This is a genomic window from Kribbella sp. NPDC006257 (assembly GCF_040613535.1).
Classification (GTDB): domain Bacteria; phylum Actinomycetota; class Actinomycetes; order Propionibacteriales; family Kribbellaceae; genus Kribbella.
Window position 1 is genome coordinate 53,315 of the sequence record NZ_JBEXSJ010000012.1, and the last position, 23,204, is coordinate 76,518.

The 23,204-nt window shown below is 67.9% G+C and carries 20 protein-coding genes; 12 read left to right on the forward strand and 8 right to left on the reverse strand.

Annotated features, from left to right (window positions below):
- The first annotated feature begins 4 nt into the window (after window positions 1-4).
- On the forward strand, window positions 5-1,144 hold the full coding sequence (locus tag ABZ004_RS16745) for a glycoside hydrolase family 15 protein (protein ID WP_355680752.1): 1,140 nt from the start codon (window positions 5-7) through the stop codon (window positions 1,142-1,144).
- The gene (locus tag ABZ004_RS16750; RefSeq protein WP_355680753.1) at window positions 1,141-3,312 is read left to right on the forward strand and encodes a TIM-barrel domain-containing protein; all 2,172 of its coding nucleotides are present in this window, start codon (window positions 1,141-1,143) and stop codon (window positions 3,310-3,312) included. The genes ABZ004_RS16745 and ABZ004_RS16750 overlap by 4 nt, the downstream gene beginning before the upstream one ends.
- Here ABZ004_RS16750 and ABZ004_RS16755 read toward each other — a convergent pair.
- Entirely contained in the window at window positions 3,305-6,382 is a 3,078-nt protein-coding gene (locus ABZ004_RS16755; protein ID WP_355680754.1) for a hypothetical protein, read from the reverse strand. The two genes, ABZ004_RS16750 and ABZ004_RS16755, sit on opposite strands and share 8 nt — an antisense overlap.
- 130 nt (window positions 6,383-6,512) lie before the next feature.
- Here ABZ004_RS16755 and ABZ004_RS16760 point away from each other — a divergent pair, with 130 nt between their 5' ends.
- The 4 genes from ABZ004_RS16760 (at window position 6,513) to ABZ004_RS16775 (ending at window position 9,532) form a co-directional block, all read left to right on the forward strand.
- Window positions 6,513-7,709, forward strand: coding sequence for an MFS transporter (locus ABZ004_RS16760; RefSeq protein ID WP_355680755.1), 1,197 nt, complete (start codon window positions 6,513-6,515; stop codon window positions 7,707-7,709).
- Window positions 7,710-7,760: 51 nt separating this feature from the next.
- Window positions 7,761-8,159 (forward strand): metalloregulator ArsR/SmtB family transcription factor, encoded by a 399-nt coding sequence (locus tag ABZ004_RS16765; protein WP_355680756.1) that lies wholly within the window; start codon window positions 7,761-7,763, stop codon window positions 8,157-8,159.
- A complete protein-coding gene (locus ABZ004_RS16770; RefSeq protein WP_355680757.1) occupies window positions 8,159-9,133 on the forward strand; it encodes a cation diffusion facilitator family transporter in 975 nt (324 codons plus the stop codon). The genes ABZ004_RS16765 and ABZ004_RS16770 overlap by 1 nt, the downstream gene beginning before the upstream one ends.
- Before the next feature lie 108 nt (window positions 9,134-9,241).
- On the forward strand, window positions 9,242-9,532 hold the full coding sequence (locus tag ABZ004_RS16775) for a DUF1905 domain-containing protein (RefSeq protein ID WP_355680758.1): 291 nt from the start codon (window positions 9,242-9,244) through the stop codon (window positions 9,530-9,532).
- A gap of 3 nt (window positions 9,533-9,535) precedes the next feature.
- On the opposite strand, the gene ABZ004_RS16780 is transcribed toward ABZ004_RS16775, so the two are convergent.
- The 4 genes from ABZ004_RS16780 to ABZ004_RS16795 form a co-directional block, all read right to left on the reverse strand.
- Window positions 9,536-10,210 (reverse strand): response regulator transcription factor, encoded by a 675-nt coding sequence (locus tag ABZ004_RS16780; protein ID WP_355680759.1) that lies wholly within the window; start codon window positions 10,208-10,210, stop codon window positions 9,536-9,538.
- Entirely contained in the window at window positions 10,180-11,349 is a 1,170-nt protein-coding gene (locus tag ABZ004_RS16785; RefSeq protein WP_355680760.1) for a histidine kinase, read from the reverse strand. The genes ABZ004_RS16780 and ABZ004_RS16785 overlap by 31 nt, the downstream gene beginning before the upstream one ends.
- A 6-nt stretch (window positions 11,350-11,355) precedes the next feature.
- Complete coding sequence (locus ABZ004_RS16790; RefSeq protein WP_355680761.1) at window positions 11,356-11,844, reverse strand: hypothetical protein; 489 nt, start codon at window positions 11,842-11,844, stop codon at window positions 11,356-11,358.
- 124 nt (window positions 11,845-11,968) lie between these two features.
- The gene (locus tag ABZ004_RS16795; RefSeq protein ID WP_355680762.1) at window positions 11,969-12,493 is read right to left on the reverse strand and encodes a CGNR zinc finger domain-containing protein; all 525 of its coding nucleotides are present in this window, start codon (window positions 12,491-12,493) and stop codon (window positions 11,969-11,971) included.
- Window positions 12,494-12,589: 96 nt separating this feature from the next.
- On the opposite strand from ABZ004_RS16795, the gene ABZ004_RS16800 reads away from it, so the two are divergent.
- The gene (locus ABZ004_RS16800) at window positions 12,590-13,408 is read left to right on the forward strand and encodes a hypothetical protein (protein ID WP_355680763.1); all 819 of its coding nucleotides are present in this window, start codon (window positions 12,590-12,592) and stop codon (window positions 13,406-13,408) included.
- A gap of 17 nt (window positions 13,409-13,425) precedes the next feature.
- On the opposite strand, the gene ABZ004_RS16805 is transcribed toward ABZ004_RS16800, so the two are convergent.
- The 3 genes from ABZ004_RS16805 to ABZ004_RS16815 all read right to left on the reverse strand — a co-directional run bounded on the left by ABZ004_RS16805 (window position 13,426) and on the right by ABZ004_RS16815 (window position 17,235).
- Window positions 13,426-15,024 carry an ABC-F family ATP-binding cassette domain-containing protein gene (locus ABZ004_RS16805; RefSeq protein ID WP_355680764.1) on the reverse strand — a complete coding sequence of 533 codons (1,599 nt, stop codon included), beginning with the start codon at window positions 15,022-15,024 and terminating at the stop codon, window positions 13,426-13,428.
- 115 nt (window positions 15,025-15,139) lie between these two features.
- The gene (locus ABZ004_RS16810; RefSeq protein ID WP_355680765.1) at window positions 15,140-16,555 is read right to left on the reverse strand and encodes a HAMP domain-containing sensor histidine kinase; all 1,416 of its coding nucleotides are present in this window, start codon (window positions 16,553-16,555) and stop codon (window positions 15,140-15,142) included.
- A complete protein-coding gene (locus ABZ004_RS16815; RefSeq protein ID WP_355680766.1) occupies window positions 16,552-17,235 on the reverse strand; it encodes a response regulator transcription factor in 684 nt (227 codons plus the stop codon). The genes ABZ004_RS16810 and ABZ004_RS16815 overlap by 4 nt, the downstream gene beginning before the upstream one ends.
- Before the next feature lie 162 nt (window positions 17,236-17,397).
- Between ABZ004_RS16815 and ABZ004_RS16820 the strand changes: the two genes are divergently transcribed.
- From ABZ004_RS16820 to ABZ004_RS16840, 5 genes are read left to right on the forward strand one after another with little or no spacing between them, the layout of a single operon-like run.
- A complete protein-coding gene (locus tag ABZ004_RS16820; protein WP_355680767.1) occupies window positions 17,398-19,188 on the forward strand; it encodes an ABC transporter substrate-binding protein in 1,791 nt (596 codons plus the stop codon).
- Window positions 19,189-19,191: 3 nt separating this feature from the next.
- Window positions 19,192-20,172: an ABC transporter ATP-binding protein gene (locus ABZ004_RS16825; RefSeq protein ID WP_355680768.1), complete on the forward strand. Its 981-nt coding sequence runs from the start codon at window positions 19,192-19,194 to the stop codon at window positions 20,170-20,172.
- Window positions 20,169-21,182: an oligopeptide/dipeptide ABC transporter ATP-binding protein gene (locus ABZ004_RS16830; RefSeq protein WP_355680769.1), complete on the forward strand. Its 1,014-nt coding sequence runs from the start codon at window positions 20,169-20,171 to the stop codon at window positions 21,180-21,182. Before ABZ004_RS16825 ends, ABZ004_RS16830 begins: the two co-directional genes overlap by 4 nt.
- Window positions 21,179-22,105 (forward strand): ABC transporter permease, encoded by a 927-nt coding sequence (locus tag ABZ004_RS16835; RefSeq protein ID WP_355680770.1) that lies wholly within the window; start codon window positions 21,179-21,181, stop codon window positions 22,103-22,105. The genes ABZ004_RS16830 and ABZ004_RS16835 overlap by 4 nt, the downstream gene beginning before the upstream one ends.
- A gap of 12 nt (window positions 22,106-22,117) precedes the next feature.
- Complete coding sequence (locus ABZ004_RS16840) at window positions 22,118-23,077, forward strand: ABC transporter permease (protein WP_355680771.1); 960 nt, start codon at window positions 22,118-22,120, stop codon at window positions 23,075-23,077.
- Window positions 23,078-23,204 lie beyond the last annotated feature (127 nt).

A 23,204-nucleotide genomic window follows, 5' to 3' on the forward strand; every position in this document is an offset into this window, starting at 1 on the left:
ACCGATGATCTCCGCCCTGGATCTGTCCGAACTCACCCGTCTGCAGGAGCTGGCCAAGCACAGTCACGCCGTGATCACCGAGCACCAGGATGACGGGGGCGCGTATCCCGCCGCGCCCACCTTCTCGGCGTACCGGGGTTATGCCTGGCTGCGCGACGGATCGTTCACGGCGGAAGGCATGTCGCGGTACGGCGATCAGGTGTCGGCCGGCCGGTTCCACGACTGGGTGAATGACGTACTGCGGCGTCGCCGCGCGCAGGTGGATGCGCTGCGCGCGGCTCGGGCCCGCGGCGAGGTGCCGTCGAACGAGGCGATGCTGCCGACGCGGTTCACCTTCGACGGGCAGGACGGATCAGATCCGTGGTGGGATTTCCAGACCGACGGGTACGGGATGTGGCTGTGGTCGGTGGTGACGCATGCCGCGCGGTACGGGCTGGATCTGGCGCGGTGGCGTGAGGGCATCGACGTGGCCGTCGACTATCTGGTCGCATTCTGGGACCGGCCTTGCTACGACTGGTGGGAGGAGCATGTCGAGCATCGACATGTCTCCACGCTGGGGGCGATCCATGGTGGATTGGTTGCCGTTGGCACCTGTGAATCGTTGCGGTCGGCACCTTGGTCGGCGGCCGCGTTGAAGGTTGCCGCCGACATCCGTTCGCTGGTGACGGCGGAGGGGATCGTGGATGGGCACCTGGTGAAGTGGTTGGGGAGTTCGGCGGTCGACGGGTCGTTGCCGGCTTGCGTCGTACCGTTCGGTCTGGTGTCACCTGATGATGATCTGGCGGCGATGACGCGTGCTGCGGTGGCGAAGGATCTCGACTTCGATGGTGGGGTGCATCGCTTCACCGCGGATGTCTTTTATGGCGGTGGGCAGTGGATCCTGTTGTCCGCTCTCCTCGGCTGGAACCTCGCGGTCGCCGGCGACACTGCTGGTGCTCTCCGGCATCTTCGCTGGATCGCTGATCAGGTGGACGAACATGGCGACCTTCCCGAACAGGTTCCCCATCACCTTCTCCACCCCGGTTCCCGCGACGAATGGCTGGCCCGGTGGGGAACCGTCGCAACCCCACTCCTCTGGTCCCACGGCATGTACCTGATCCTCGCCGACGAACTAGGCATCACCACCGCGGAGGACGCACGATGATCACCCACCGCCCCTACGGCGTGGAACACCCCTACGCCACGTCCCCCGACCAGCGTGTCCCTGTCCTGCCGCTCACCGGTACGCCGGTCCGCCTGGGCGTCATCGTCAGCCCAGACATCACCCGCGTCGTCTGCGAGTGGAACGACCAGGAGTTGGAGCTGACGCCAGCCGAAACCGCTGCCGCAGACGCCGCAGCCCTAGCCGGCGGCGAAGGTCACCTGAGCGCTGCCCAGGCAGGCGCCTTGGGCGGCGACGGCGGCTGGTCGGTAGTCACTCCACCGGTAGACAAGCCGGTGCGCTACCGCTTCCGCGCGGAGGGGTCGGCGGAAGAGGTGACCGAGTGGTTCGAGGTGGCGCCGGCGGTGTGGATGAGTGCTGGGGGTGAGGTGCGCGGGGGTGATGGGCGCGTGCGGGGGGTTGAGTGGTTGGTGTCCGACCTTGGCGTGCAGCGGGGGCGGTTTCGGTTGGGGTTGCGGGACGGGGATCGGCTGGTGGGGTTCGGGGAGAGGTATGACGCTCTCGACCAGCGGGGGAAGACGCTGGATGCGGTGGTGTTCGAGCAGTACAAGTCGCAGGGCGTGCACGGGCGGACGTATCTGCCGATGCCGTTCGCCCAAGTGACCAACCCGGACGGTGAAGGGTGGGGTTTCCACGTCCGGACCTCGAGAAGGACCTGGTACTCGTCGGAGGGCGACGAGTTGACGGTCGAGGTGGAGTTGGGCGACGAACCGGTTGTCGACTTGGGGATTTATGAAGGCGGCCCGACCGCAGTACTGAAGCAGTTCCTCGACGAGGTAGGACGCGCCGAAGAGCTCCCGGACTGGGTCTTCCGGTTATGGGCCTCAGGCAACGAATGGAACACGCAAGAGCTCGTGATGGCGCGGATGGATGCCCATCGCGACCTCGCGATCCCGGTCGGCGCCGTGGTGATCGAAGCCTGGAGCGACGAAGAGGGCATCACGATCTGGCGGGACGCGCGTTACGAGGTGAACCAGGACGGCAGCGCGCACAAGAGCACCGATTTCGAGTATCGCGTGGACGGCGCCTGGCCGGACCCGAAGGCGATGATCGACGAGCTGCACGCCAGAGGCATCAAGGTGATCCTCTGGCAGATCCCCTTGCAGAAAACGGAGTTCAGCACCGGCCAGGTGGCTGCCGATGCCGAAGCGATGGTGCGCGAAGGTCACGCCGTACTGGAGTCCGACGGTACGCCGTACCACAACCGCGGTTGGTGGTTCCCGAAGGCGCTGATGCCTGATCTGTCCGTCCAGCGCACTCGCGACTGGTGGACCGAGAAGCGCCGCTACCTCGTCGAGGATCTCGACGTCGACGGCTTCAAGACCGACGGCGGTGAGCACGCGTGGGGTCACGACCTCCGGTACGCCGACGGCAAACTCGGCGCCGAAGGCAACAACCTGTTCCCGGTGCACTACGCCCGCACGTTCGGCGACCTGCTCCGATCCGCCGGCAAGGCGCCGGTGACGTTCTCCCGTTCCGGCTTCACCGGATCGCAGGCGCACGGCATCTTCTGGGCGGGTGACGAGGACTCCACCTGGGAGGCCTTCCGCTCATCGGTCACCGCGGGCCTCACTGCGGCGACTTGCGGAATCGTCTACTGGGGCTGGGATCTCGCCGGTTTCTCCGGCCCGGTCCCCGACGCCGAGCTGTATCTCCGCGCAGCCGCCGCCTCGGTCTTCATGCCGATCATGCAATACCACTCGGAGTTCAACCATCACCAGCTCCCCCTCCGCGACCGAACCCCTTGGCACGTGGCGGAGACGACGGGAGACGAGCGAGTCGTCCCACTATTCCGTCAGTACGCCGTACTGCGTGAGCGCCTCGTCCCCTACCTCGCCGAAGAGGCGGCCAAGACGATCAGTACCGACCGCCCCTTGATGCGCCCCCTCTTCTTCGACCACGCCGACGACCCCGAGATCTGGAACCATCCTCACGAGTACCTCCTCGGCGACGACCTCCTGGTCAACCCGGTGCTCGAACCCGGCGCCACCACCTGGACGACCTACCTGCCGGCCGGCGACTGGATCGACGTGTGGACCGGCGAACCGGTGACCGGCGGCGCCGAAGTCACCCGTGACGTCCCGCTGGACGTCGTACCGGTCTACGCAAGGACTGCACGCTGGCCCGGCCTGAGCGGAGTCTTCAGCTAGGTGGCTTGAGGATGTTGACGAGATCAGCCAGGGTCGAGTAGCCGCACGTCGGATCAGAACAGCCGGCGCCGGCCTGTGTCGTCAGGTCATCGTTCAGATGGTTCTGGCTGGTCTCGGACAACACCCATCCCAGCGGCGCCGACAGCGACGGCTCCTTGCTCTGATGCACCACGATCAGGGTGTTCGGGACCTGGGCCGCCAACTGGTTGCAGAGCGTCGAGGAGGTGCAGAGCGATGCCGGAGTCAGCTTCCGTCCGAGCTCCGACAGCATCTCGGGGCTCTTGGTCTGGTCGCCCTTCGCGGTAACGAATTTGGTGACCAACGGCACCACGCCCTCGGGGACCAGGACAAGGTTGTTCGGCCATTCGCTGCCGGTGCCGGGCGTGACTCGGGAGTCGTACCGGGGCGTCTCGTCGCGGGCGGCACTGAAGTCGGGACCAGTTCCGTTCTCGATGTACACCACGACCGGTACGACGAACTCTCCGGTACCGGCCGCGACGACCTCGTCGTTGTGCTTCTGGACGAGCTTGTTCCACTGCGGCGAGAGATCGAAGAGTGTCCCCAGGCCGGTGTTGTCGGTGTATCCGCCGTCGACCAGCTGCACCGGGTCCAGGCCGCGACAGCCCTCGGCCGTTCCCGACGGACTTACGTACGGGAACCGGTTCGCCAGCATGGTCCCGGTCAGGGCACGGAGATTGCCGACGCACTCATCGGCGCCTTCGCCGCTTGCCCGGCCGTAGGCACCGAAGAAGTCATAGCTGTGCGGGCCGGTCCCCTCCGTTCCACACAATGGCGAGCCGTCCGCGGATCGCGCTCCGGTGGTGAGATCGACCTGGCTCAGTAGCGCGAGGCAACCATCGCGGACCGCTGTCGAGTTGAGGACCAATTGCCCGGTCACGACGTCGGCACCGGTGAGCGCCGTCGCCTTGTCACCGGCGAGGAAAGACGTACCCACCCCGTCGAGCTTCTCTTCCCAGGTCGCCTCCATCAGCCCGGCCCGGTCCCGTCCCGCGAATCGGAGGCCGGCGGTACTGGCGAGCAGATCGGCGGTCAGCAGCGAGATGGTGACAGCGCTCAGCGCCTCGTGGCCGGCAATCTTGTGCGCCGAATCCAGAGGGTCCTTGGTGAATCGTCCTAGCGCCAGTCCTAGTGCGCCTCCACTCGCGCCGGCCGACATCAGAGCGCTGTGTCCGCCACAGCCGGCTCCGGCCGCACCGATCTTCGAGAGGGTGGCCGCGGTCCAGTAGGCGGCCCGGATACCGCCGCCCTCGGCGGCCAGCATCAGCATCGGGCGGACGGTCAATTTCTTGCCCGCCGCGGCCTGCTCGGGGGTCATCGTCACCGGAATGCCGCAGGCCTGTTTCTGCCCGAGCCAGCCTGTGAACGCCTCGTCCAGCGTCGGCCGGGGCGGCACGGTTCCGTCCGCGGCGACCGAGTGGATATCGGTCTTCCCGCCGGCCACCCCGGTCAGAATCAGCGCGATCAGCAGCAACGTGATGATCGGCGTCGATCGGGTCCGCAGCCGTTCGCAGCCGACCTGGAAGATCTCCGGTGGCTGCCGGTCCTGCATGAACACCACCAGCACGCCCAGCATCGTCACGAGTGCCGTCATCGCCAGGATCGTCGCCGCCAGTACGCCGAACAGGCTGCCGAGCTGCCGCGGCATGATCGCCAGCACCCCGAAGGCGACGATCGACACCACGAGCAGCGTCCACCTCCACGTGGTCTGCGGCTCGATCCTGATCTGCCCGTCGGCCGCGATGTTCTCCCCGGGCGTCAGGAACCGGCCGATCCAGCCACGCCGGCCCTCCTCCTCGGCATCCCAGCGCTCGATCATCCGCAACAGCCGGCCGACCACGAGCCAAGGTCCGACAGCAAGGACGGCCCCGACGAGCAACGCGATCAGCGGCGGGAAATGCGGCCGGTCGACCAGGTCGACGAAATCAAGGGCCGTCAGCCCCGAGTACGCGCGGATCATTCCCAGGCCGGCCAGCGACAACGAGGCGACCGCGATCGCATCTCCTGTTGCCATCACGTCCTTCGGGAACTCGGGATAGACATCCCGCAGCTTGCGCGGCTTCCTTCCCTCCTTGTCCCGCTGCCAGCGCGAAAGTCCCACCACCAGCACGGGGATGGCACAGAAGATGGCTAGTCGCAGCCAGAAAACAGTTCCCCCGTTTGCCAACTGGATCACCACTGCTGTGACGACCAGGAGCGCGGGACCGATCAGCCACGGCAGCGGGTTGTAGCGGCGCTCTTTGGGCTTCCCGCCCGGCTCGTCCGGCTGGTCGTAGAACGGCCATCCGTCTTCTTCGCCACGGACTCGGCGGAGCGCCCAGTCGCTGCGCAGTCTGCCCAGCACGAAGATCGCCGGCAGCAGGATCACGAGATACACAACGCCGGCCAGTGCGGCCTGGCCGAGGCCGGTCACGTCGCCGAGCCACCGCCGTTGAACGTCGGGAATCTGGTCGAGAACGTTGCTGCCCGGTACGACGGCCAGCGCGGCGATCGGCAGGAAGGCAAGCAGGCTGAACCGCTGGAGGTATAAGGCGCGGAAGAGCCGCCGAAGAGGCCGGGCTCGAGCCCCGAGCAGGAGGCCGACAGCGACAAGGACCAATACGCCGAACGCCGCCCACTTCAGCGCTGTGAGTCCGGTCAGCAAGCCAGTCCAGGTGCCGCTGATGCAGTCGCTGTCGGCGCAGCGGATGGCGCCGAGGTGCCCGGTCACGACGTTCTCGGCGACGTCCAGGAGGGGCAGAACGAAGACGGCGTACCAGGCCCGCGAGCGGCAGCGGACTACGCAGTACAGGGCTGTTGTGTAGGTGACGATGAACAGGTAGTCCAGGGCCAGGAAGTCGCGGAGGAGTTCCTGCCAGTGCGGCAGTTGGGCGGTGCCCAGGATGCTGTGCCAGTGAGTGCCGAAGGGCCCGGACGGTCCCCGGAGTGGCTGGAACCCGGCCGACAGCAGGCTGAGCTCGTTCATCGCCAGCAGGAGCATCAGCACAATTGCCAGGAAGGCACCGACGGGTCGCAGGTTGGCCGGCTTCGGAGTAGCGGTTGTAGTAGTCACGTTCGCCCCCTGCCTACTACATCGCCCCAGCACACGATTCGTTACAGTCCGTAGCGAGCTCGGTCTCGCGGTGCAGGTGCGACTCCGTTGCATCTGCATAGCCAGCCGGGTTTACTTGCGGCTTGTGAGGATGACCGCACCAGCCGATGCCGCTGCCCGGCGGCAATCCGCGGTGATCACCGCGACCGCGTTCGTCGTGGCACTGAGTTTGCGGCCGGCGTTGACCGCGGTCGGCCCGGTGCTGCCCCGGATTGGTGTCGACGAGCATCTCGGGGAGGGCGTCCTCGGGCTGCTGGGCACGTTGCCGCTGCTCGCCTTCGCGGTCGCCTCGCCGCTCGTGCATTTCGCCTCGCGTCGGTTCGGGCCCGAGCGTGCGGTCTTCCTCTCGTTGCTCGTCTTGGCGGCCAGTACGGCGTTGCGTCCGTACACGGGAGTGGCCGGTCTCTGGATCGGCACCGTGGTGATCGGCGCGGCGATCGCGGTCGGCAACGTGCTCGTCCCGGTGATCCTCAAGCGCGATTATCCGGCCCATGTCTCCCGGGCGACCGGTGTCTATTCGGCCTTCATCACCGGGGGCGCCGCGGTCGCGTCGCTGGTCGCCGTACCGATCGCGGACGCGGTCGATTGGCGGCTCTCGCTCGCGGTCTGGGGCGGTCTTGCCCTGCTGGTCGCTGTCGTGTGGTTGCCGCGGACGGTCTCGCCGGTGGCTGTCCCGGCGACGGCCGAGATCGGCGGCATTCCCCTCGCGAGTGTCTGGCGACAGCGGATGGCCTGGCTCGTCACGTTCTACATGGGCCTGCAGTCGACGAGCTTCTACCTGCTCGTGAACTGGCTGCCGAGCATCGAGATCTCCAACGGGGTGTCCGAGCGGACGGCCGGCGTCCACATCTTCCTGTTCCAGTGCTTCGGCCTGATCGGCGGGCTGAGCATCCCGTGGCTGATGAAGCACCCGACCAATCAGCGGATCGGCACGATGACCGCGAGCCTGCCGATCCTGATCTCGCTCCTCGGCCTGCTGTTCGCGCCAGGACTCGCCGTGGTCTGGGCGATGCTGGCCGGTCTCGGCCAGGGCGCAGCGCTGGTCGCCGCCCTCACGCTGATCGGTATCCGCGGCCGCGGTCATCACGAGACGACCCGGCTGTCCGGGATGGCGCAGGCCGTCGGCTACCTCCTCGCCGCCACCGGCCCGGTGCTCGCCGGCTTCCTCGCCGAGCGGACCGGCGGCTGGGATGCCACCTTGATCGTCTTCGCGTCGCTGGCTGCCGTCCAACTGGTCCTCGGCTACGCCGCCGGCCGCGACGCCCGGTCACCGATAGCCGCCGTATAGGGCGCGCCGCGAAAGTGGCCGGGGACCAGGTGGAGGCGTTAGGGTGGACGTATGAAGAGTTCTGCAGATGTGCAATCCGTTGACGAATGCAATGTGCGGCTTGTCGACCCCGAGCGGGTGGCGGCGGTCGACGCCAGGATGCCTTCTGAGCAGGACATCGTCGACACGGCCGACGTGTTCGGTCTGCTCGGCGATCCACGGCGGTTGAAGCTGCTGGTCGCGCTTCTCGACGGTGAACTCTGCGTCTGCGACCTCGCCGCGGTCACCGGGATGAGCGAGTCCGCCACCTCGCATGCGCTCCGGCTGTTGCGCGCCCATCGCGTCGTCTCGGTCCGCCGGGACGGCCGGATGGCCTACTACCGGCTCGACGACGCGCACGTCCGGATGCTCGTGGACCTCGCCGTCGCGCACACCGGGCACACCGATGCCATTCACCCGGAGCGGAACTGATGGGCGCCGGACACGGCCACGGTCACGGCGTCAGCGCCGCGGCCGACCGCCGGCTGCTGAGCGGCGCTCTGGCGCTGATCCTCGCGTTCATGGCCGCCGAGGTGATCGTCGGCTTCGCGGCCGGATCGCTGGCCCTGATCACCGACGCGGCGCACATGCTCACCGACGCCGCGGCGATCGCGCTCGCGCTGATCGCGATCCGGTTGTCGGCCCGCCCGCCGGCCGGTGGGTTCACCTACGGGCTGAAGCGGGTCGAGATCCTGTCCGCGCAGGCCAACGGCATCACGCTGCTGCTGCTCGCGGTCTTCTTCCTGTACGAGTCGGTCAACCGGATCATCCATCCGCCCGACGTCGAGGGTGCGCTGGTGCTGATCACCGGTGTCGTCGGCATCGTGGTGAACCTGATCGCCACCTGGCTGATCAGCAAGGCGAACCGCACCAGCCTGAACGTCGAGGGCGCCTTCCAGCACATCCTCAACGACCTGTTCGCCTTCGTCGCCACCGCGATCGCAGGCCTGGTCGTGCTGCTCACCGGCTTCGCCCGCGCCGACTCGATCGCGGCGCTCGTGGTCGCCGTCCTGATGCTGAAGGCCGGCGTCGGTCTGGTCCGCGACTCGGGCCGGATCTTCCTGGAGGCGGCGCCGTTGCGGATCGACCCGCAGGCGCTGGGCGCTGAGCTGTGCGCCGTACCGGGTGTCGTCGAGATCCACGACCTGCACGTCTGGGAGATCACCTCGGGCGAGCCGGCCGCGTCGGCACACATCATGGTCCAGGAGGGTCTGGACTGCCACCAGATCCGCAGCGAGCTCGAGGCCTTGCTGGCCGAGCGGCACCACCTGACGCACTCGACGCTCCAGGTCGACCACGCCTCCGCCGGCGACGAGACCGCCCACTGCAGCGACGCCCACGGCACCTACCACCGCCCGGTCACAACCGCTGAATCAGAACCTGACCAGGCCATTCCGAGCCATTGACCGGTACGACGAACTGCTCCGCGTGCCCGCAATCCTGCCATGTCGAAAACCGGCTGCCGGCTTCTACGTCTCCAGTGAAGGGCACCATTTGACCAAGGAGGATTCACCATGAAGAACAGTAAAGCCGCCCGGCTCGACAAGACCTTCACAGCACCGCTGCTGCAGAGCGACGCGAAGGGCGGCTGGACCTACGTCCAGCTCCCTGGATCCGCCGAGTTCTTCGGCACCCGCGGTCTGGTGAAGGTCCGCGGCACGATGGACGGCCATCCGTTCGAGAGCTCGTTCATGGCACTGGGCGACGGCACCCACAAACTGCCGGTGAAGGCGAGCCTCCGCACCGCCCTGGCCAAGAACCCCGGCGACGAGATCACCGTCCACCTGCAGGAACGGCTGAACTGACCGTCAGTCGAGCTTGTGGGTGTAGGCGTAAGCAACCGCTGCGGACCGATCGCGGAGGTTGGCTTTGGCGAAGAGGTGGTTGATATGCGTCTTCACCGTGGCCTCGCTGACCGTGAGCTGCCGGGCGATCTCCTGATTGGACAGGCCGGCGGCGATCAGCCGGAGGACCTCTAACTCGCGGGGGGTCAGGCCGTCCGGAGCTGCCGGCGGCGGCCCGGCGGGGACCGGGGTGGGCGCCGACTCGATCAGGCGGCGCTGGACCTCGCCGTCGAGGATGGACTGGCCGGCGGCGGCCGCATGGAGTGCCCGTCCGATGGATTCGGCATCGGCGTCCTTCGTGAGGAACCCGCGGGCGCCGGCCCGCAGCGCACCGAGGACGGAATCGTCGTCGCTGTAGGTCGTCAGCACGACAACTTCGGTCTCCGGGTACTCCGTGCGCACCCGCCGGGTCGCCTCCACCCCGTCGCACCGCGGCATCTGGAGATCGGTAAGCAACACGTCCGGCCGATGCTCGGCCACCAGCCGAATCGCCTCGACACCGTCCGCCGCCGCGGCCACCACCTCGATCCCCGGCAGCAACCGCAGCACGGTCACCAGCCCCTCCCGCACCACGGTTTGATCATCGGCGACCACCACCCGCAGCGCGGTCACGTCGGTACGACCAAGCTGATCCGCCATCCGTCCTCCGTGGGCCCGGCTTCCAGGGTGCCGCCGATGAGCTCGGCGCGTTCCCTCATTCCGAGCAAACCGTAGCCGCCACCGACACCGTGGGCCGGCGGCTTGCCGGGATGGTCCGTGACGGTCAACGTCGCCTGCCCGTCCCCATAGCCGAGCACCACGTCCACCGGTGCCCCCGGCGCGTACTTCCGGACGTTGGTCAATGCCTCCTGCAACCCCCGGAAGAACGCCCCTGCCGCGTCGGCCGGCAACTCCCGCGGCACTCCGGTCACCTCGAACCGCGCTTCCACCCCGGCCTCAAGCCGGTACGCCGTGACCAGGTCCGACAGCGCCCTCCCGTCCGGAACAGCGTCCTCGCGCAACGCCGCCACCGCCCTGCGCGCCTCGGCGAGCCCGTCGGCCGCCAGCCGCTGCGCCCGGGTGACCTGATCGATCGCCTCCGGCGACGCGCCGTCCCGCGCGAGGATCAGCCGCGCGCCCTGCAGGTTGAGCGACAACCCCGCCAGCGAATGCGCCAGTACGTCGTGAACGTCGCGCGCGATCCGGGCCCGTTCGGCCAGTGCGGCGGCCCGGGCGTGTTCCTCGATGGCGGCCTGCTTGCGGGCGAGGGAGACCTCCAAGTCCTCGAACCGTTCCTCGCGGGCCCGCCGGTTGACCGACCCGAGCACAAGGGCGACCACGCCGGCGGCGACCCCGGCGGCCGACGCCCAGGAGCCGGTGTCCAGCAGGATCGGCACACTCGCCCCCGCGATCCCGAGCAGGATCAGGGCCCACTCGAACCGGCCGCCCAGCCGGAACCGGACGGCCGCGCGGACTCCCCAGAACGGCAACACGATCAGCACGCTCTCGGGCAACCCGTACCAGAGGGCCGATCCGCAGACGATGAACGTGACCACGCCTGCCAGGCGCCAACGGAAGTGTTCGGTCGAGCGGACGGCCAGGAGGGAAAGGTTGCTCACGACAACGACTGCTGCGAGCAGGAGCACCAGCGGGTACGGCAGCCGGACCGGGTCGTTCGACGCGGCGCCGATCACCAGGGTCGCGATCACCAAGCCGCTGGGGATCAGCCGCAGTACGCGGGCGGAGATCCGGGAACTCCCGAGCGCGACGATGCTCCCCCACAGTGCCCGCCAGGTCATACCTCATCATGCCCGCTCGACGGCCAGCGGAATGTGCAGGCGCTGCGCCCGCAGGTAGACCGCAACGTTCTGGGCGGCGATGCTCAAGCCGAAGGTCAGCAGCAAGGCCGCGCTGGTCAGCGCGCCGTTCAGACCGATCGCGCCGCCGAGGAACCCGGCCGCGACCCGGATGCCGATGGTGATCAGCCAGAGAGCGAGGGTGAGGCCGGTGCCCTTCTGATGCAGGCCGCCGTCGCGCTGGGTCAGCTGGGTGCTGGCGCCGCGGGCGAAACCGAGCACGATCAGGACCGCCACGTCGAAGACGAAGAAAGCGATTTCACCGACCGAGGCGGTGCCGAAGGCGTCACGCGCCGAGAACAGGCCGACCGCGATCAGGATGAGCGGCATCACCACCAGGGACTTCTGGGTGACCATCGATCCGCGCAGCTGGCGGCCGATCACCCGCAGCACGACCAAGGCTCCGATCAGGATCCCGAGCAGCACGTTGACCGACATTGCAGTTCCTTCCGACGAGGTTTTCTCTTGCCTCCAGGCTCGTCGGATCGGCGCAGTGGGACATCAGCCTCCGGGTTGGTGCCGGGTTGATCTTGTCGGGGTGGTCTCCACCCGTGGGTTGAGATCAGCGGTTGCGGCGGCGGTAGGCGGCGGAGGCCATCCGGTCGTTGCAGAGCTCACAGCAGTACCGCTGCCGGTTCGCCTTCGTCCGGTCCACATACACACACCGGCAGGGATCCCCCACACATGTCCGCAGTCTGTCAGCAGATCCCTCGGCAATCACCCGCGCAAGCACGTCAGCAGCCAACACAGCCAGCTTCCCTACAGCTCCCTCACCACCAACAGCAGCCATCCCAACCCCTTCAAGCAGACGAGGTACGGCGGCGTGGGTGGTGAAGAGGTGGTTGAGGAGGTCGGTTTGGTGGGGGACGGAGTTGGTGGCGAAGACGGCATAGAGGGTGGAGCGGACGGAGCGGAGTGGTTCGAGGTCGGGTGGGGTCAGACCGAAGAGGGGGAGGCCGTGGTGGGTGGTGATGTGGTCGACCAAGGGGATGGTGAGGCGGTCCGGGGGGTCCTCTAAGAGGTCGTGGGTGTTGCAGAGGTCCAGGACGAAGGCCAGTGAGGGGTCGGTGGCCGGCACTTTGCTCATCGGGCACATCCTCTCCCGTCTTGACCGGCAGGCCTACCCGGCTCTAGCGTCGTCAGTTGTTAAAGCATTTTAGTAGCTGAGGACAAGGGGTGGGCGATGAAGAGGTTCCTGATCGCGACCGTGGTGGGCGCGCTGTTCCTGGGCGTCACGGCAGCGGGTGCATCGAGCGCAGTACAGAAGAAGCAGCCGGTACCGGTCGTGGTGACCGACATCCAGATCCCGGTGGCCGGACAGGCACCCGTCACGGCGTACCTGGTCCGCCCGGCGAAGCATCACAACCACCTTGCCGGTGCGCTCTACCTGCACTGGTTCGAGCCGCCGGCGTCGACGCAGAACCGCACGGAGTTCCTCTCCGAAGCCATCACCCTTGCCAGCAAAGGCGCCGCCGCTCTACTCCCCCAGCTCACCTTCCCCTGGGAGGGCGACCCGGTAGGTGACCAGACCGACCGCACCAAGGTCACCAACCAGCTCAAAGCAGTCGAAGCGGCCTACAACACCCTGCTCCAGCAGGACGGCGTCGACCACACCAGAACGGCTGTGATCGGCCACGACTACGGCGCGATGTACGCGTCACTGCTCAGCAGCAAGGTCCACGCGATGGTCTTCATGGCCGGCGACGCGACCTGGGCCAACTGGTTCGACACCTTCTGGCTAGGCCTCCCAGAAGACCAGGCCGTTGCCTACCGCAAAGTCTTCCAAGGCCTGGACCCGGTCGACAACGTCAGCAAGTCCCACGACGCCTACTTCCAGTGGGCCGGCCGCGACCGATTCGTCACGCCTGAGGTCCGCGCGGCCTTCAGCGCCGCCAAACCAACCGCCAAGGTGAGCCTGTACGAGACGGCCGACCACTTCCTCGACCAGCCCGCCAAGGACGCCCGCCTCGCCTGGGTCACCGCAGAGCTGGGCCTCCACTGAGAACCCCGCGGCCGGACTCAGGCGAGTGAGACCAGGGACAGATAGTCGTCGGTCCACAGATCTTCAACAGCATCCGGCAGGATCAACACCCGATCCGGTTGCAGTGCCTCGATCGCACCCTCATCGTGGGTGACCATCACCAACGCACCAGGATAGTTGCTGACGGCCCCCAACACCTCGTCCCGCGAAGCCGGATCCAGGTTGTTGGTGGGCTCGTCCAGCAGCAACACATTCGCCCCTGAATGCACGAGCCCCGCCAGCGCCAGCCGGGTCTTCTCACCACCCGACAGTACGGCGGCAGGCTTGTCCGCATCGTCCCCACTGAACAGGAACGATCCAAGGACATTCCGTACTTCGCCGTCGGTCAACCCGGGAGCCACCGAGGCCAGGTTCTGCCGAACCGTGCCCGCCAGATCGAGCAAGTCGTGCTCCTGCGCGAAGTACCCCAGCCGCAACCCGTATCCGTGCACGACCTCACCCGAGTCGGCCTGCTCGTGACCGGCCAGGATCCTCAGCAACGTGGTCTTCCCGGCACCGTTGAGTCCCAGGATCACCAACCGGCTCCCCCGGTCGACGGTGAGGTCGACACCGTTGAGCACCTGCAACCCGCCGTACGACTTGGTCAGGCCTCTTGCGCTCAAGGGAGTCCGTCCGGATGGCTCCGGCTCGGGCAGGCGAATGCGGGCCACCCGCGACGTACGCCGTACGGGCTCCAAGTCGGAGAGCAGCTTGTCTGCCCTGCGCGCCATGTTGCGAGCGGCAACGGCTGTCGAAGCACCGGCCTGCATCTTGGCCGCCTGGGCGTGCAGCACAGCTGCCTTGCGTTCCGCCGTGTTCCGTTCCCGTGCGCGGCGTCGCTCATCGGTTTCCAACTGGGCCAGGTACTTCTTCCAGCTCATGTTGTAGATGTCGATCGTGAGCCGCTGCGGATCCAGCTGGAACACCCGGTTGACCGTTGCCGCGAGCAACTCCTGGTCGTGGCTGATGACTACCAGACCACCTTGGTAGCCGAGCAGGAACAAACGCAGCCAGCTGACCGAATCCGCGTCGAGGTGGTTGGTCGGCTCGTCGAGCAGCAGCATGCCGTGATCGGCGAACAGGATGCGGGCAAGCTCGACCCGCCGGCGCTGCCCACCGGACAGTTCCCCGACCGGCTGCTCCAGAGCGCGCGTCGGCAACCCGACGCCGGCGGCAAGCCGCGCCGCCTCGGCCTCTGCCGCGTAGCCACCGCCGGCCTGGAACTCGGTCTCGGCCCGCGCGTACGCGGCCATCGCCCGCTCCTGCGCCTCGCCGGTGGCGGTGCTCATCGCCGCCTCGGCCTTCCGCAGCCGCTGGACGACGGTGTCGAGACCGCGCGCCGACAGGATCCGCGCGGTGACGGTCAGCGCCGGGTCGGCCGCGGCCGGGTCCTGCGGCAGGTAGCCGACGGAACCGGTGGTCACGATCGAGCCGGCGGCCGGGCGGATCTCGCCGGCCAAGGCGCGCATCAGGGTGGTCTTGCCGGCACCGTTCCGCCCGACCAGACCGACGCGGTCGCCGGGGCTGATGTGGAAGGACAGGTCCGACAACAGAAGCTGAGCGCCGACGCGCAGGTCGACACCGCGGGTGGTGATCATGATGGTTACTCTCTGTGATGACTACAGGACGCACTTCAGGTACGGAAGCGGGTCGTGTAGCTAGACACAGAGGCAAGTAGCCATGACCCCAGCGTAGAGGCAGGCCGAAGAGTCGTCAGCTGGTTTTCGCGGGCAGCTCGACGATGAACCGCGCGCCGCCCTCGGGGCGGTCCTTCACCCGGATCGTCCCGTGGTGCCATTCGACGTGCCGGGCCACGATCGCCAGCCCCAGCCCGATGCCGCGCCGGTTGTCCTCGCTGCGCCCGAACCGCTCGAAGATGCGCTCGCGGTCCTCGACCGGTACGCCGGGGCCGGCATCGTCGACATAGATGAGCGCGCCGAGCCCGCCCGCCTGGACCAGAACGCCTTTGCAGCCGCCCGCGTGGTACTCGGCGTTCTCCACCAGGTTCGCGATCACCCGTTCGAGCCGGCGTTTGTCGGCCTGCAGGGTGAGCCCTTCCGCGTCGTGCGCGACGGTCGTCACCTCGCGCCCGGCGGCGGTATCGGCCGCGGCCCGGACCAGGTCGGCGATCCGGACGATCTCCCGGCTGCCCTGGTCGCCGCCGTCGTCGCGGGAGATCTCCAGCAGGTCGATCACCAGTCGCCGGAACCGGTCGAGGTCGTCGCCGAGCAGTTCGACCGGCTCGCGGACGGCCGGTGGCAGCTCGGCCCGATGGTTCTGGATCAGCTGCATCGAGTTGAGCATCGTCATCAGCGGCGTCCGGAGCTCATGGCTGATGTCACCCGCGAACCGCGCGTCGGCGATCACCCGTTGCTCCAGAGCCGCGGCGGTCTGGTTGAACGACCGGGCCAGCCCACCGAGGTCCGGATCGTCCTCCGCCTGCAACCGCGCGTCGAGCCGCCCGCGGGCCACCGCGGCCGCCACCTGAGTCAGCTTGGCCAACGGCCGCAGAGCCACCGTGCTGGCCAGCCGGCCGACCGCCAGTCCGAGCAGGCCGGTGAGGATCGCCGCGACGACCAGCGCGACCTTCAGCAGCCGCAGGGTCCGGTCGAGACGCCCCACCGGATGCCACTCGAAGAACGCATCACCCGACAGGACCATCGGTACGCCGACCGCGAGCACCTCCTGCCCGCCGACCTCGATCCGGCGATGCTGCTCGGAACCGGCGCGCACCGCGGCCAGCATGTCGGCGGGAAGATCGTTGGGCGATCCGGTCGCGGAGTACCACCGGTTGTCGTAGTACGTCATCGAGGTGGCCGAGTCGGCCGACGGCAACGCGGACAACAGGGCCAGCACGTTGACGCCCTGTCGCGGCTCGATGCTGCTGCACTCGCCGAGGTTGGGGCTGCGCTTCGGCAGGCAGTCGGTATTCGGGCCGAACAGCCCGTAGTACAGGACCGATGCGTTCTCGCGGGTCTCGACGATCGCCGAATTCTCCCGCTGGCTGGTCAGGTAGTTCGACACCACGGCGAAGGTGACGAACGCGAGCACGGTCGACAACCCGAGCGCGAGCAGGCCGTAGGCCAGCATCACCCGGTCGCGCAGGCCGAACCGCCGTCGCAAGGTCAACTCACCAGTCGGTAGCCGAGGCCGCGGGCGGTGACCAGGTGCTTCGGGCCGGCCGGGTCCCGCTCGATCTTCAGCCGCAGCCGGCGGATGTGCACATCGACGATCCGGCTGTCGCCGAAGTAGCCGTAGCCCCAGACCTTCGAGAGCAGGTGCTCACGGCTGCAGACCTTGCCCTCGGCGCCGGCCAGTTCCACCAGCAGCTTGAACTCCGTCCGGGTCAACGGCAGCACCTCGCCGTCGCGGAGCACTTCCGCCGCGGCGACGTGGATCTCCAGGTCGCCGACCAGAAAGGTGTCCGACTGCGGCGTACTGGCCGGCTCGACCCGGCGGAGCAGCGCCCGGATCCGGGCCGACAACTCCTTGGCGACCAGTGGTTTCGTCACATAGTCGTCCGCGCCCGCCTCGAGCCCGGCGACCACGTCGTGGCTGTCGGCCCGCGCGGTCACCATGATGACGGGAACGTCACTCGTACGACGGATCTCGCGACAGACCGTGAAGCCGTCCCGGTCCGGCAGCATCAGGTCGAGCAGCACCACGTCGGGTGGCTGACGCCGCAGGGCCGCCAGTGCGTCGAGCCCGTTCGCCGCCTCCGCGACGTCGTACCCCTCGTCCTCGAGGGCAAGGCGAAGCACCCGCCGGATCCGGGGCTCGTCGTCCACCAACAGCAAGCTGTGTGCCACCTCACCAGTGTGGCTCGCCAAAGGGCGACAGGTGACATCGGTCATGAATTCGTCATGTTGCGGCGCGGCCCGGATGACAAGGTCTTGACGCTTCGGTGACCGCGCCGCCGTCGGCCGCCCGCAGTCCTACTTTCAGCCGTATCGAGTCTTGGAGGAGGACCCATGGCAGTAAGGCGGCTCGCGGCCGTATCCCTGGTCGCGACGATGGCGGTCACGCTCGCGGCGTGCAACAGCAACGGAACCACACCAGGCGGGCCCCCGACGAATGCGGGCGCGGCGGTCACCGGCGGCACCCTGAACATGCTGGGAGCCGGTGACGTCGACTACATGGATCCGAACGTCAGCTACTACTCCGTCGGCTACCTGAACCTGCGGATGTGGAGCCGTCAGCTCTTCACCTACCCGGCCGATCCGGGCGGCAAGAACACCGCACCGGTGGCGGACCTGGCCACCGACATCCCGACCACGGCCAACGGCGGCATCAGTGCCGACGGCAAGACCTACACGATCAAGATCCGGCCCGGCGCCAAGTGGAACACCACACCGGCCCGCCAGGTCACCGCGGCCGACATGGTCCGCGGCGTCAAGCGGACCGCGAATCCGGTGCAGCCGTTCGGCGGCATCCCCGACTACGCCGGCCTGATCGAGGGCTTCAAGTCGTTCGCGGACGGCTTCGCCAAGGTCGCCAAGACCCCGGCCGCGATCCAGGCCTACATCGACAACACGCCGTTGCCGGGTGTGGTGGCCAAGGACGACACCACGGTCGAGTTCCACCTGACCAAGCCGGCCACGTACTTCGTCGACATGCTCACCCTGCCGGCCTTCTCACCGGCCCCGGTCGAGGTACTGAAGTACCTGCCGGCCAGCACCCAGCTGGGCAACAACGCGCCCTCCGACGGCCCCTACAAGGTGGATTCCTGGGTCCCGACGAAGTCGATCAACTACTCCCGCAACCCCGCGTGGGACCCGGCGACCGACCCGGTCCGCAAGGCCTACGTGGACAAGATCGTGGTGAACGAGACGGTCACCCAGGACTCCATCCAGCAGCAGTTGCAGACCGGTACGCCGAGCGCCGACCTCGAGTTCGACGTGGCGCCACCGCCGTCGCAGCTGCCCGCACTGATCGCCAAGAAGGACCCGAACCTGACCCTGGGCGACACCGCGTCGAGCAACCCGTACGTCGTCTACAACACCGCTTCGCCGAACAACAACAAGGCGCTGGCGAATCCGCAGGTCCGGCAGGCGATCAGCTTCGCACTGAACCGTGCGCACATCCTGCAGGTGCTCGGCGGACCGACCATCAACCCACCGCTCACCCACGTCCTGCCCGATGTGATCACCGGCTCGAAGCAGATCGACCCGTATCCGTACGACGCGGACAAGGCGAAGCAACTCCTCGCCGCGGCCGGCTACCCGAACCTCACGCTGAAGTTCCTGTACCGCAACGCGTCGGAGGGCAGCAGCAAGGCCTTCCAGACGATCCAGCAGGATCTGTCGAAGGCCGGCATCACCGTGGTCGGCGTACCGTCGCCCAACGCTGACTTCTATGTGAAGTACCTGCAGGTGCCGTCCGTCGCCCGGAAGGGTGTCTGGGATCTCTCACTGGCCGGCTGGGGAGCGGACTGGTACGGCAACGCCGCGGTGTCCTTCTTCAACCCGCTGTTCTCCGGCGAGCCGTCGTACCCGCCGATCGGCAGCAACTTCGGTCTCTTCAACGACCCCGCGACGAACGCCCTGATCCAGCAGGCGCTCGCGGCCCCCACCACGGACGCGGCAGCGACGCTCTGGGCCCAGGCCGACGCGAAGGTGATGGAGCAGGCTCCGTTCTTCCCGCTCACCAACCCGAAGCAGGCGAACTACCACGCGGCGCAGGTGAACAACGCGGTCTACGTGCCGTCGCTGCAGAACTACGACCCCACCAACGTGTGGCTGGCCAAGGGCAAGCAGGGCTGATCGGTGGCTCTCCTCGAGGTACGAGATCTCCGGGTCTCGTTCGACACCCCGGACGGCACCGTCCGCGCCGTCCGGGGGCTGTCCTTCGACATCGAGCGCGGCCAGACGCTGGCGGTGGTGGGCGAGTCCGGGTCCGGCAAGAGCGTCGCGACCCAGACCATCACCGGCCTGACCCGGGGCGCGAAGGTCTCCGGTACGGCGGTCTTCGACGGCACCGACCTGATCACCGCGGACGCGGCCACGATGCGGCGGCTGCGCGGGGCCGAGATCGCGATGATCTTCCAGGACCCGTTGTCCAGCCTGCATCCGCACTACCGGATCGGCTGGCAGATCGTCGAGATGATCCAGGCGCACGACCGGCAGATCTCCAAGCAGGCGGCGCGCCGCCGGGCGGCGGACCTGCTCACCCTGGTCGGGATCCCGCGGGCGGCCGAGCGGCTGGACGACTACCCGCACCAGTTCTCCGGCGGGATGCGGCAACGGGTGATGATCGCGATGGCGATGGCGCTCGACCCGGCGCTGCTGATCGCCGACGAACCGACGACCGCGCTGGACGTGACCGTGCAGGCGCAGGTGCTGACGGTGATGCGCCGGCTCCAGGAGGAGTTCGGGACGGCGATCATCTTGATCACCCACGACCTCGGGGTGGTCGCGGAGATGGCCGACGAGGTGATCGTGATGTACGCCGGGGCGGCGATGGAGAAGGCGCCCCGGCGGGAGATCTTCTATCGCAACCATCACCCTTACACCCAAGGGCTGCTGGCGTCCTTGCCGTCGCAGAGCAGCAAGCGGCTGACCCCGATCCCGGGGTCGCCGCCGAGCCTGATCAGCCTGGGCGACGGCTGTCCGTTCGCCGCCCGGTGCCCGCACGTCTTCGACCGCTGCCGGGTCGAGGCACCACCGTTGGCCGACGTCTCCGGTGACCCGCGGCACCAGTCGGCCTGCTGGCTCAGTCACGACGTGAACGAGGCGGTGGCTTCATGACCGAAACTCTTCTCAAGCTCCAGGACGTCCGCAAGGAGTTCCCGACCCAGCGCAAGGAAACGGTCCGCGCGGTCGACGGGGTGTCCCTGGAGGTCCGGCGCGGCGAGACCCTCGGCCTGGTCGGCGAGACCGGCTGCGGCAAGTCGACGCTGGCGCGCTGCATGGCACACCTGTACGACGTGACGTCGGGCTCGGTCTGGTTCGACGGGACCGACCTGACCGGGCTCTCCCGGCGGGACATGCGGCCGTTGCGCCGAGAGGTCCAGATGATCTTCCAGGATCCGTACGGCTCGTTGAACCCGCGTCGCCGGGTCGGGTCGATCATCGGTGATCCCGTCGCCATCCACGGGATCTCCAAGGGCGCCGAACGGAAGAAGAAGGCGCAGGAGCTGATGGAGCTGGTCGGGCTGAATCCCGAGCACTACAACAGGTTCCCGGCCGACTTCTCCGGTGGCCAGCGGCAGCGGATCGGGGTTGCCCGGGCGCTCGCGCTGCGGCCGAAGCTGGTGATCTGCGACGAGCCGGTGTCGGCGCTGGACGTCTCGATCCAGGCTCAGATCATCAACCTGCTGGCCGATCTGCAGCGGGAGTTCGACCTGACCTATGTGTTCATCTCGCACGACCTGTCGGTGGTCCGGCACGTCAGCGACCGGATCGCAGTGATGTACCTGGGCAAGATCGTCGAGATCTCGCCGACCGAGGAGCTGTTCGAGCAGACCCGGCATCCGTACACCAGGGCGCTGCTCTCGGCGTTGCCGGTGAGCGATCCGGACACCGCGGACAGTCGCGAGCGGATCATCCTGACCGGCGACATCCCGTCCGCGACCAACCCACCGGTCGGCTGCCGCTTCCACACCCGGTGCCCGAAGGCGAAGGACGAGTGCGCGGCCAGCGAACCGGCACTCGAGCCGATCGCAGCCGAGCACCCCGAACACGAAGCGGCCTGCTTCTTCCCTTTGCGACTAGGCGAAGACCTGTCGACTGCCGTACCGAACCTGAAGGCATCATGACCGCCCTAGCGGAAGTGCTCACCGACGTACCGGCCAAGGCGATCGAGGGACGGAGTCCGTTCTCGCTTGCGATCCGGCGGTTGCGCAAGGACAAGGTGGCGATGATCTCGCTGGCCGTGATCGTGCTGATCGTGCTGATGGCGATCTTCGCGCCGGTGTTCGCCGCGATCACCGGGCATCCGCCGAACGAGCAGTACCGCGACATCGGGCTGACCCCGGACGGCTTGCCCCGCGGGCCGAACGGCACCTTCTGGCTCGGCACCGACGACCTCGGCCGGGACATCTTGGTCCGGATCGCCTACGGTGCCAGGGTTTCACTGCTGGTCGGGGTGATCGCGACCGCCATCACGGTGGCCATCGGGGTCGTCCTCGGCCTGGCCGCCGGCTTCCTCGGCGGGATCGTCGACACCGTGCTGGCCCGGCTGATCGACGTCGTGCTGTCGGTGCCGTTCCTGCTGGTCGCGATCGCGCTGGTCTCCGTCACCGGACCCAGCCTGACCGTCACGGTGATGGTGATCGGCTTCTTCAGCTGGGCGTCGGTGGCCCGGATCGTCCGCGGCCAGGTGCTCTCGCTGCGCGAACGTGAGTTCGTCGAGGCGGCCCGGTCGCTCGGCGCCGGGGACACCCGGATCATGTTCGTCGACGTGCTGCCGAACGTGCTCGCGCCGGTGATCGTCTACACCACGCTGCTGATCCCGGTCGTCATCGTCACCCAGGCGACGTTGTCCTTCCTCGGCCTCGGGCTGCCGCCACCAACCGCCGACTGGGGCGGGATGATCAGCTCCTCGCAGAACTACTACACGACCGCGTGGTGGTTCATCCTCTTCCCCGGGATCGCGCTGCTGATCACCACGCTCGCGTTCAACCTGTTCGGCGACGGCGTCCGGGATGCCTTCGACCCACGAGCCGACCGACTGCGCTGAGGAAGGTGTCCCATGGCTCTGTTCCTGATCCGCCGTCTCGGCCACGGCATTCTGGTGCTCTGGCTGATCACGGTGGCCGTCTTCGGGCTGTTCTTCGTTGCCCCTAGCAACGTTGCGCAGACGCTGGCCGGCCGGCAGGCGACGCCGGAGACGATCGCGCTGATCCAGCACCGGCTCGGGCTCGACCTGCCGATCTGGAAGCAGTACCTGCACTTCATCGAGAACGCCGTCCAGGGCAACCTCGGCTACGACTACTACCACCAGGTCGCCGTGACGACGATCATCGGGCAGGCCTTGCCGGTGACGTTGTCGCTCGCCCTCGGCGCCTCGGTGCTGTGGTTGCTGCTCGGTGTGTTCAACGGGGTGATCTCCGCGGTACACCCGCGCTCGCTGGCCGATCGCGGGCTCACCCTGTTCGCCTTGTTCTTCTACTCGTTCCCGTCGTTCCTGCTCGGCCTGCTGCTCCTGTACTTCCTGTACTTCCGGCTCACCCTGGCCGGCTACACCTGGTTCCCCGCCGGCGGCTACAGCGGCTTGTCCCAGGGCCTCGGCGCCTGGGTGCAGCACCTGGTGCTGCCGTGGCTAGCCCTCGCCTTGTTGCTGGCGGCAACCTATACCCGGTTGACCCGCGGCTCGATGCTCGACGTACTCGGCGAGGACTACATCCGTACTGCGCGGTCGAAGGGCATCCGGGAACGCCGGGTGATCGTCCGGCACGGGCTGCGCAGCGCACTGACCCCGGTCGTCACCCAGTTCGGGATCGACCTCGGCCAGCTGATCGGTGGCGTGGTCGTCACCGAGACGGTGTTCAGCCTGCCGGGGCTGGGCAAGACCGCGGTGACCGCGATCAACCAGCAGGACCTCCCGGTGATCATCGGGATCGTCCTGTTCGCCTCGGCGGCCGTGGTGGTCGCCAACATCCTGGTCGACGTCGTGTACGCCGTCCTCGACCCCCGTGTCCGCCTGCACTGAGCCGGCGGACCGGTGGCCGGCCGACGAGAGCCTCCCACCACCTGGCCCATCGACGGGAGGGGGACCGATGGACCAGGAGGACCGTCCGGAGGCTCTCGCCGGCCGTTGCGACCGCACGGTCGCCCTC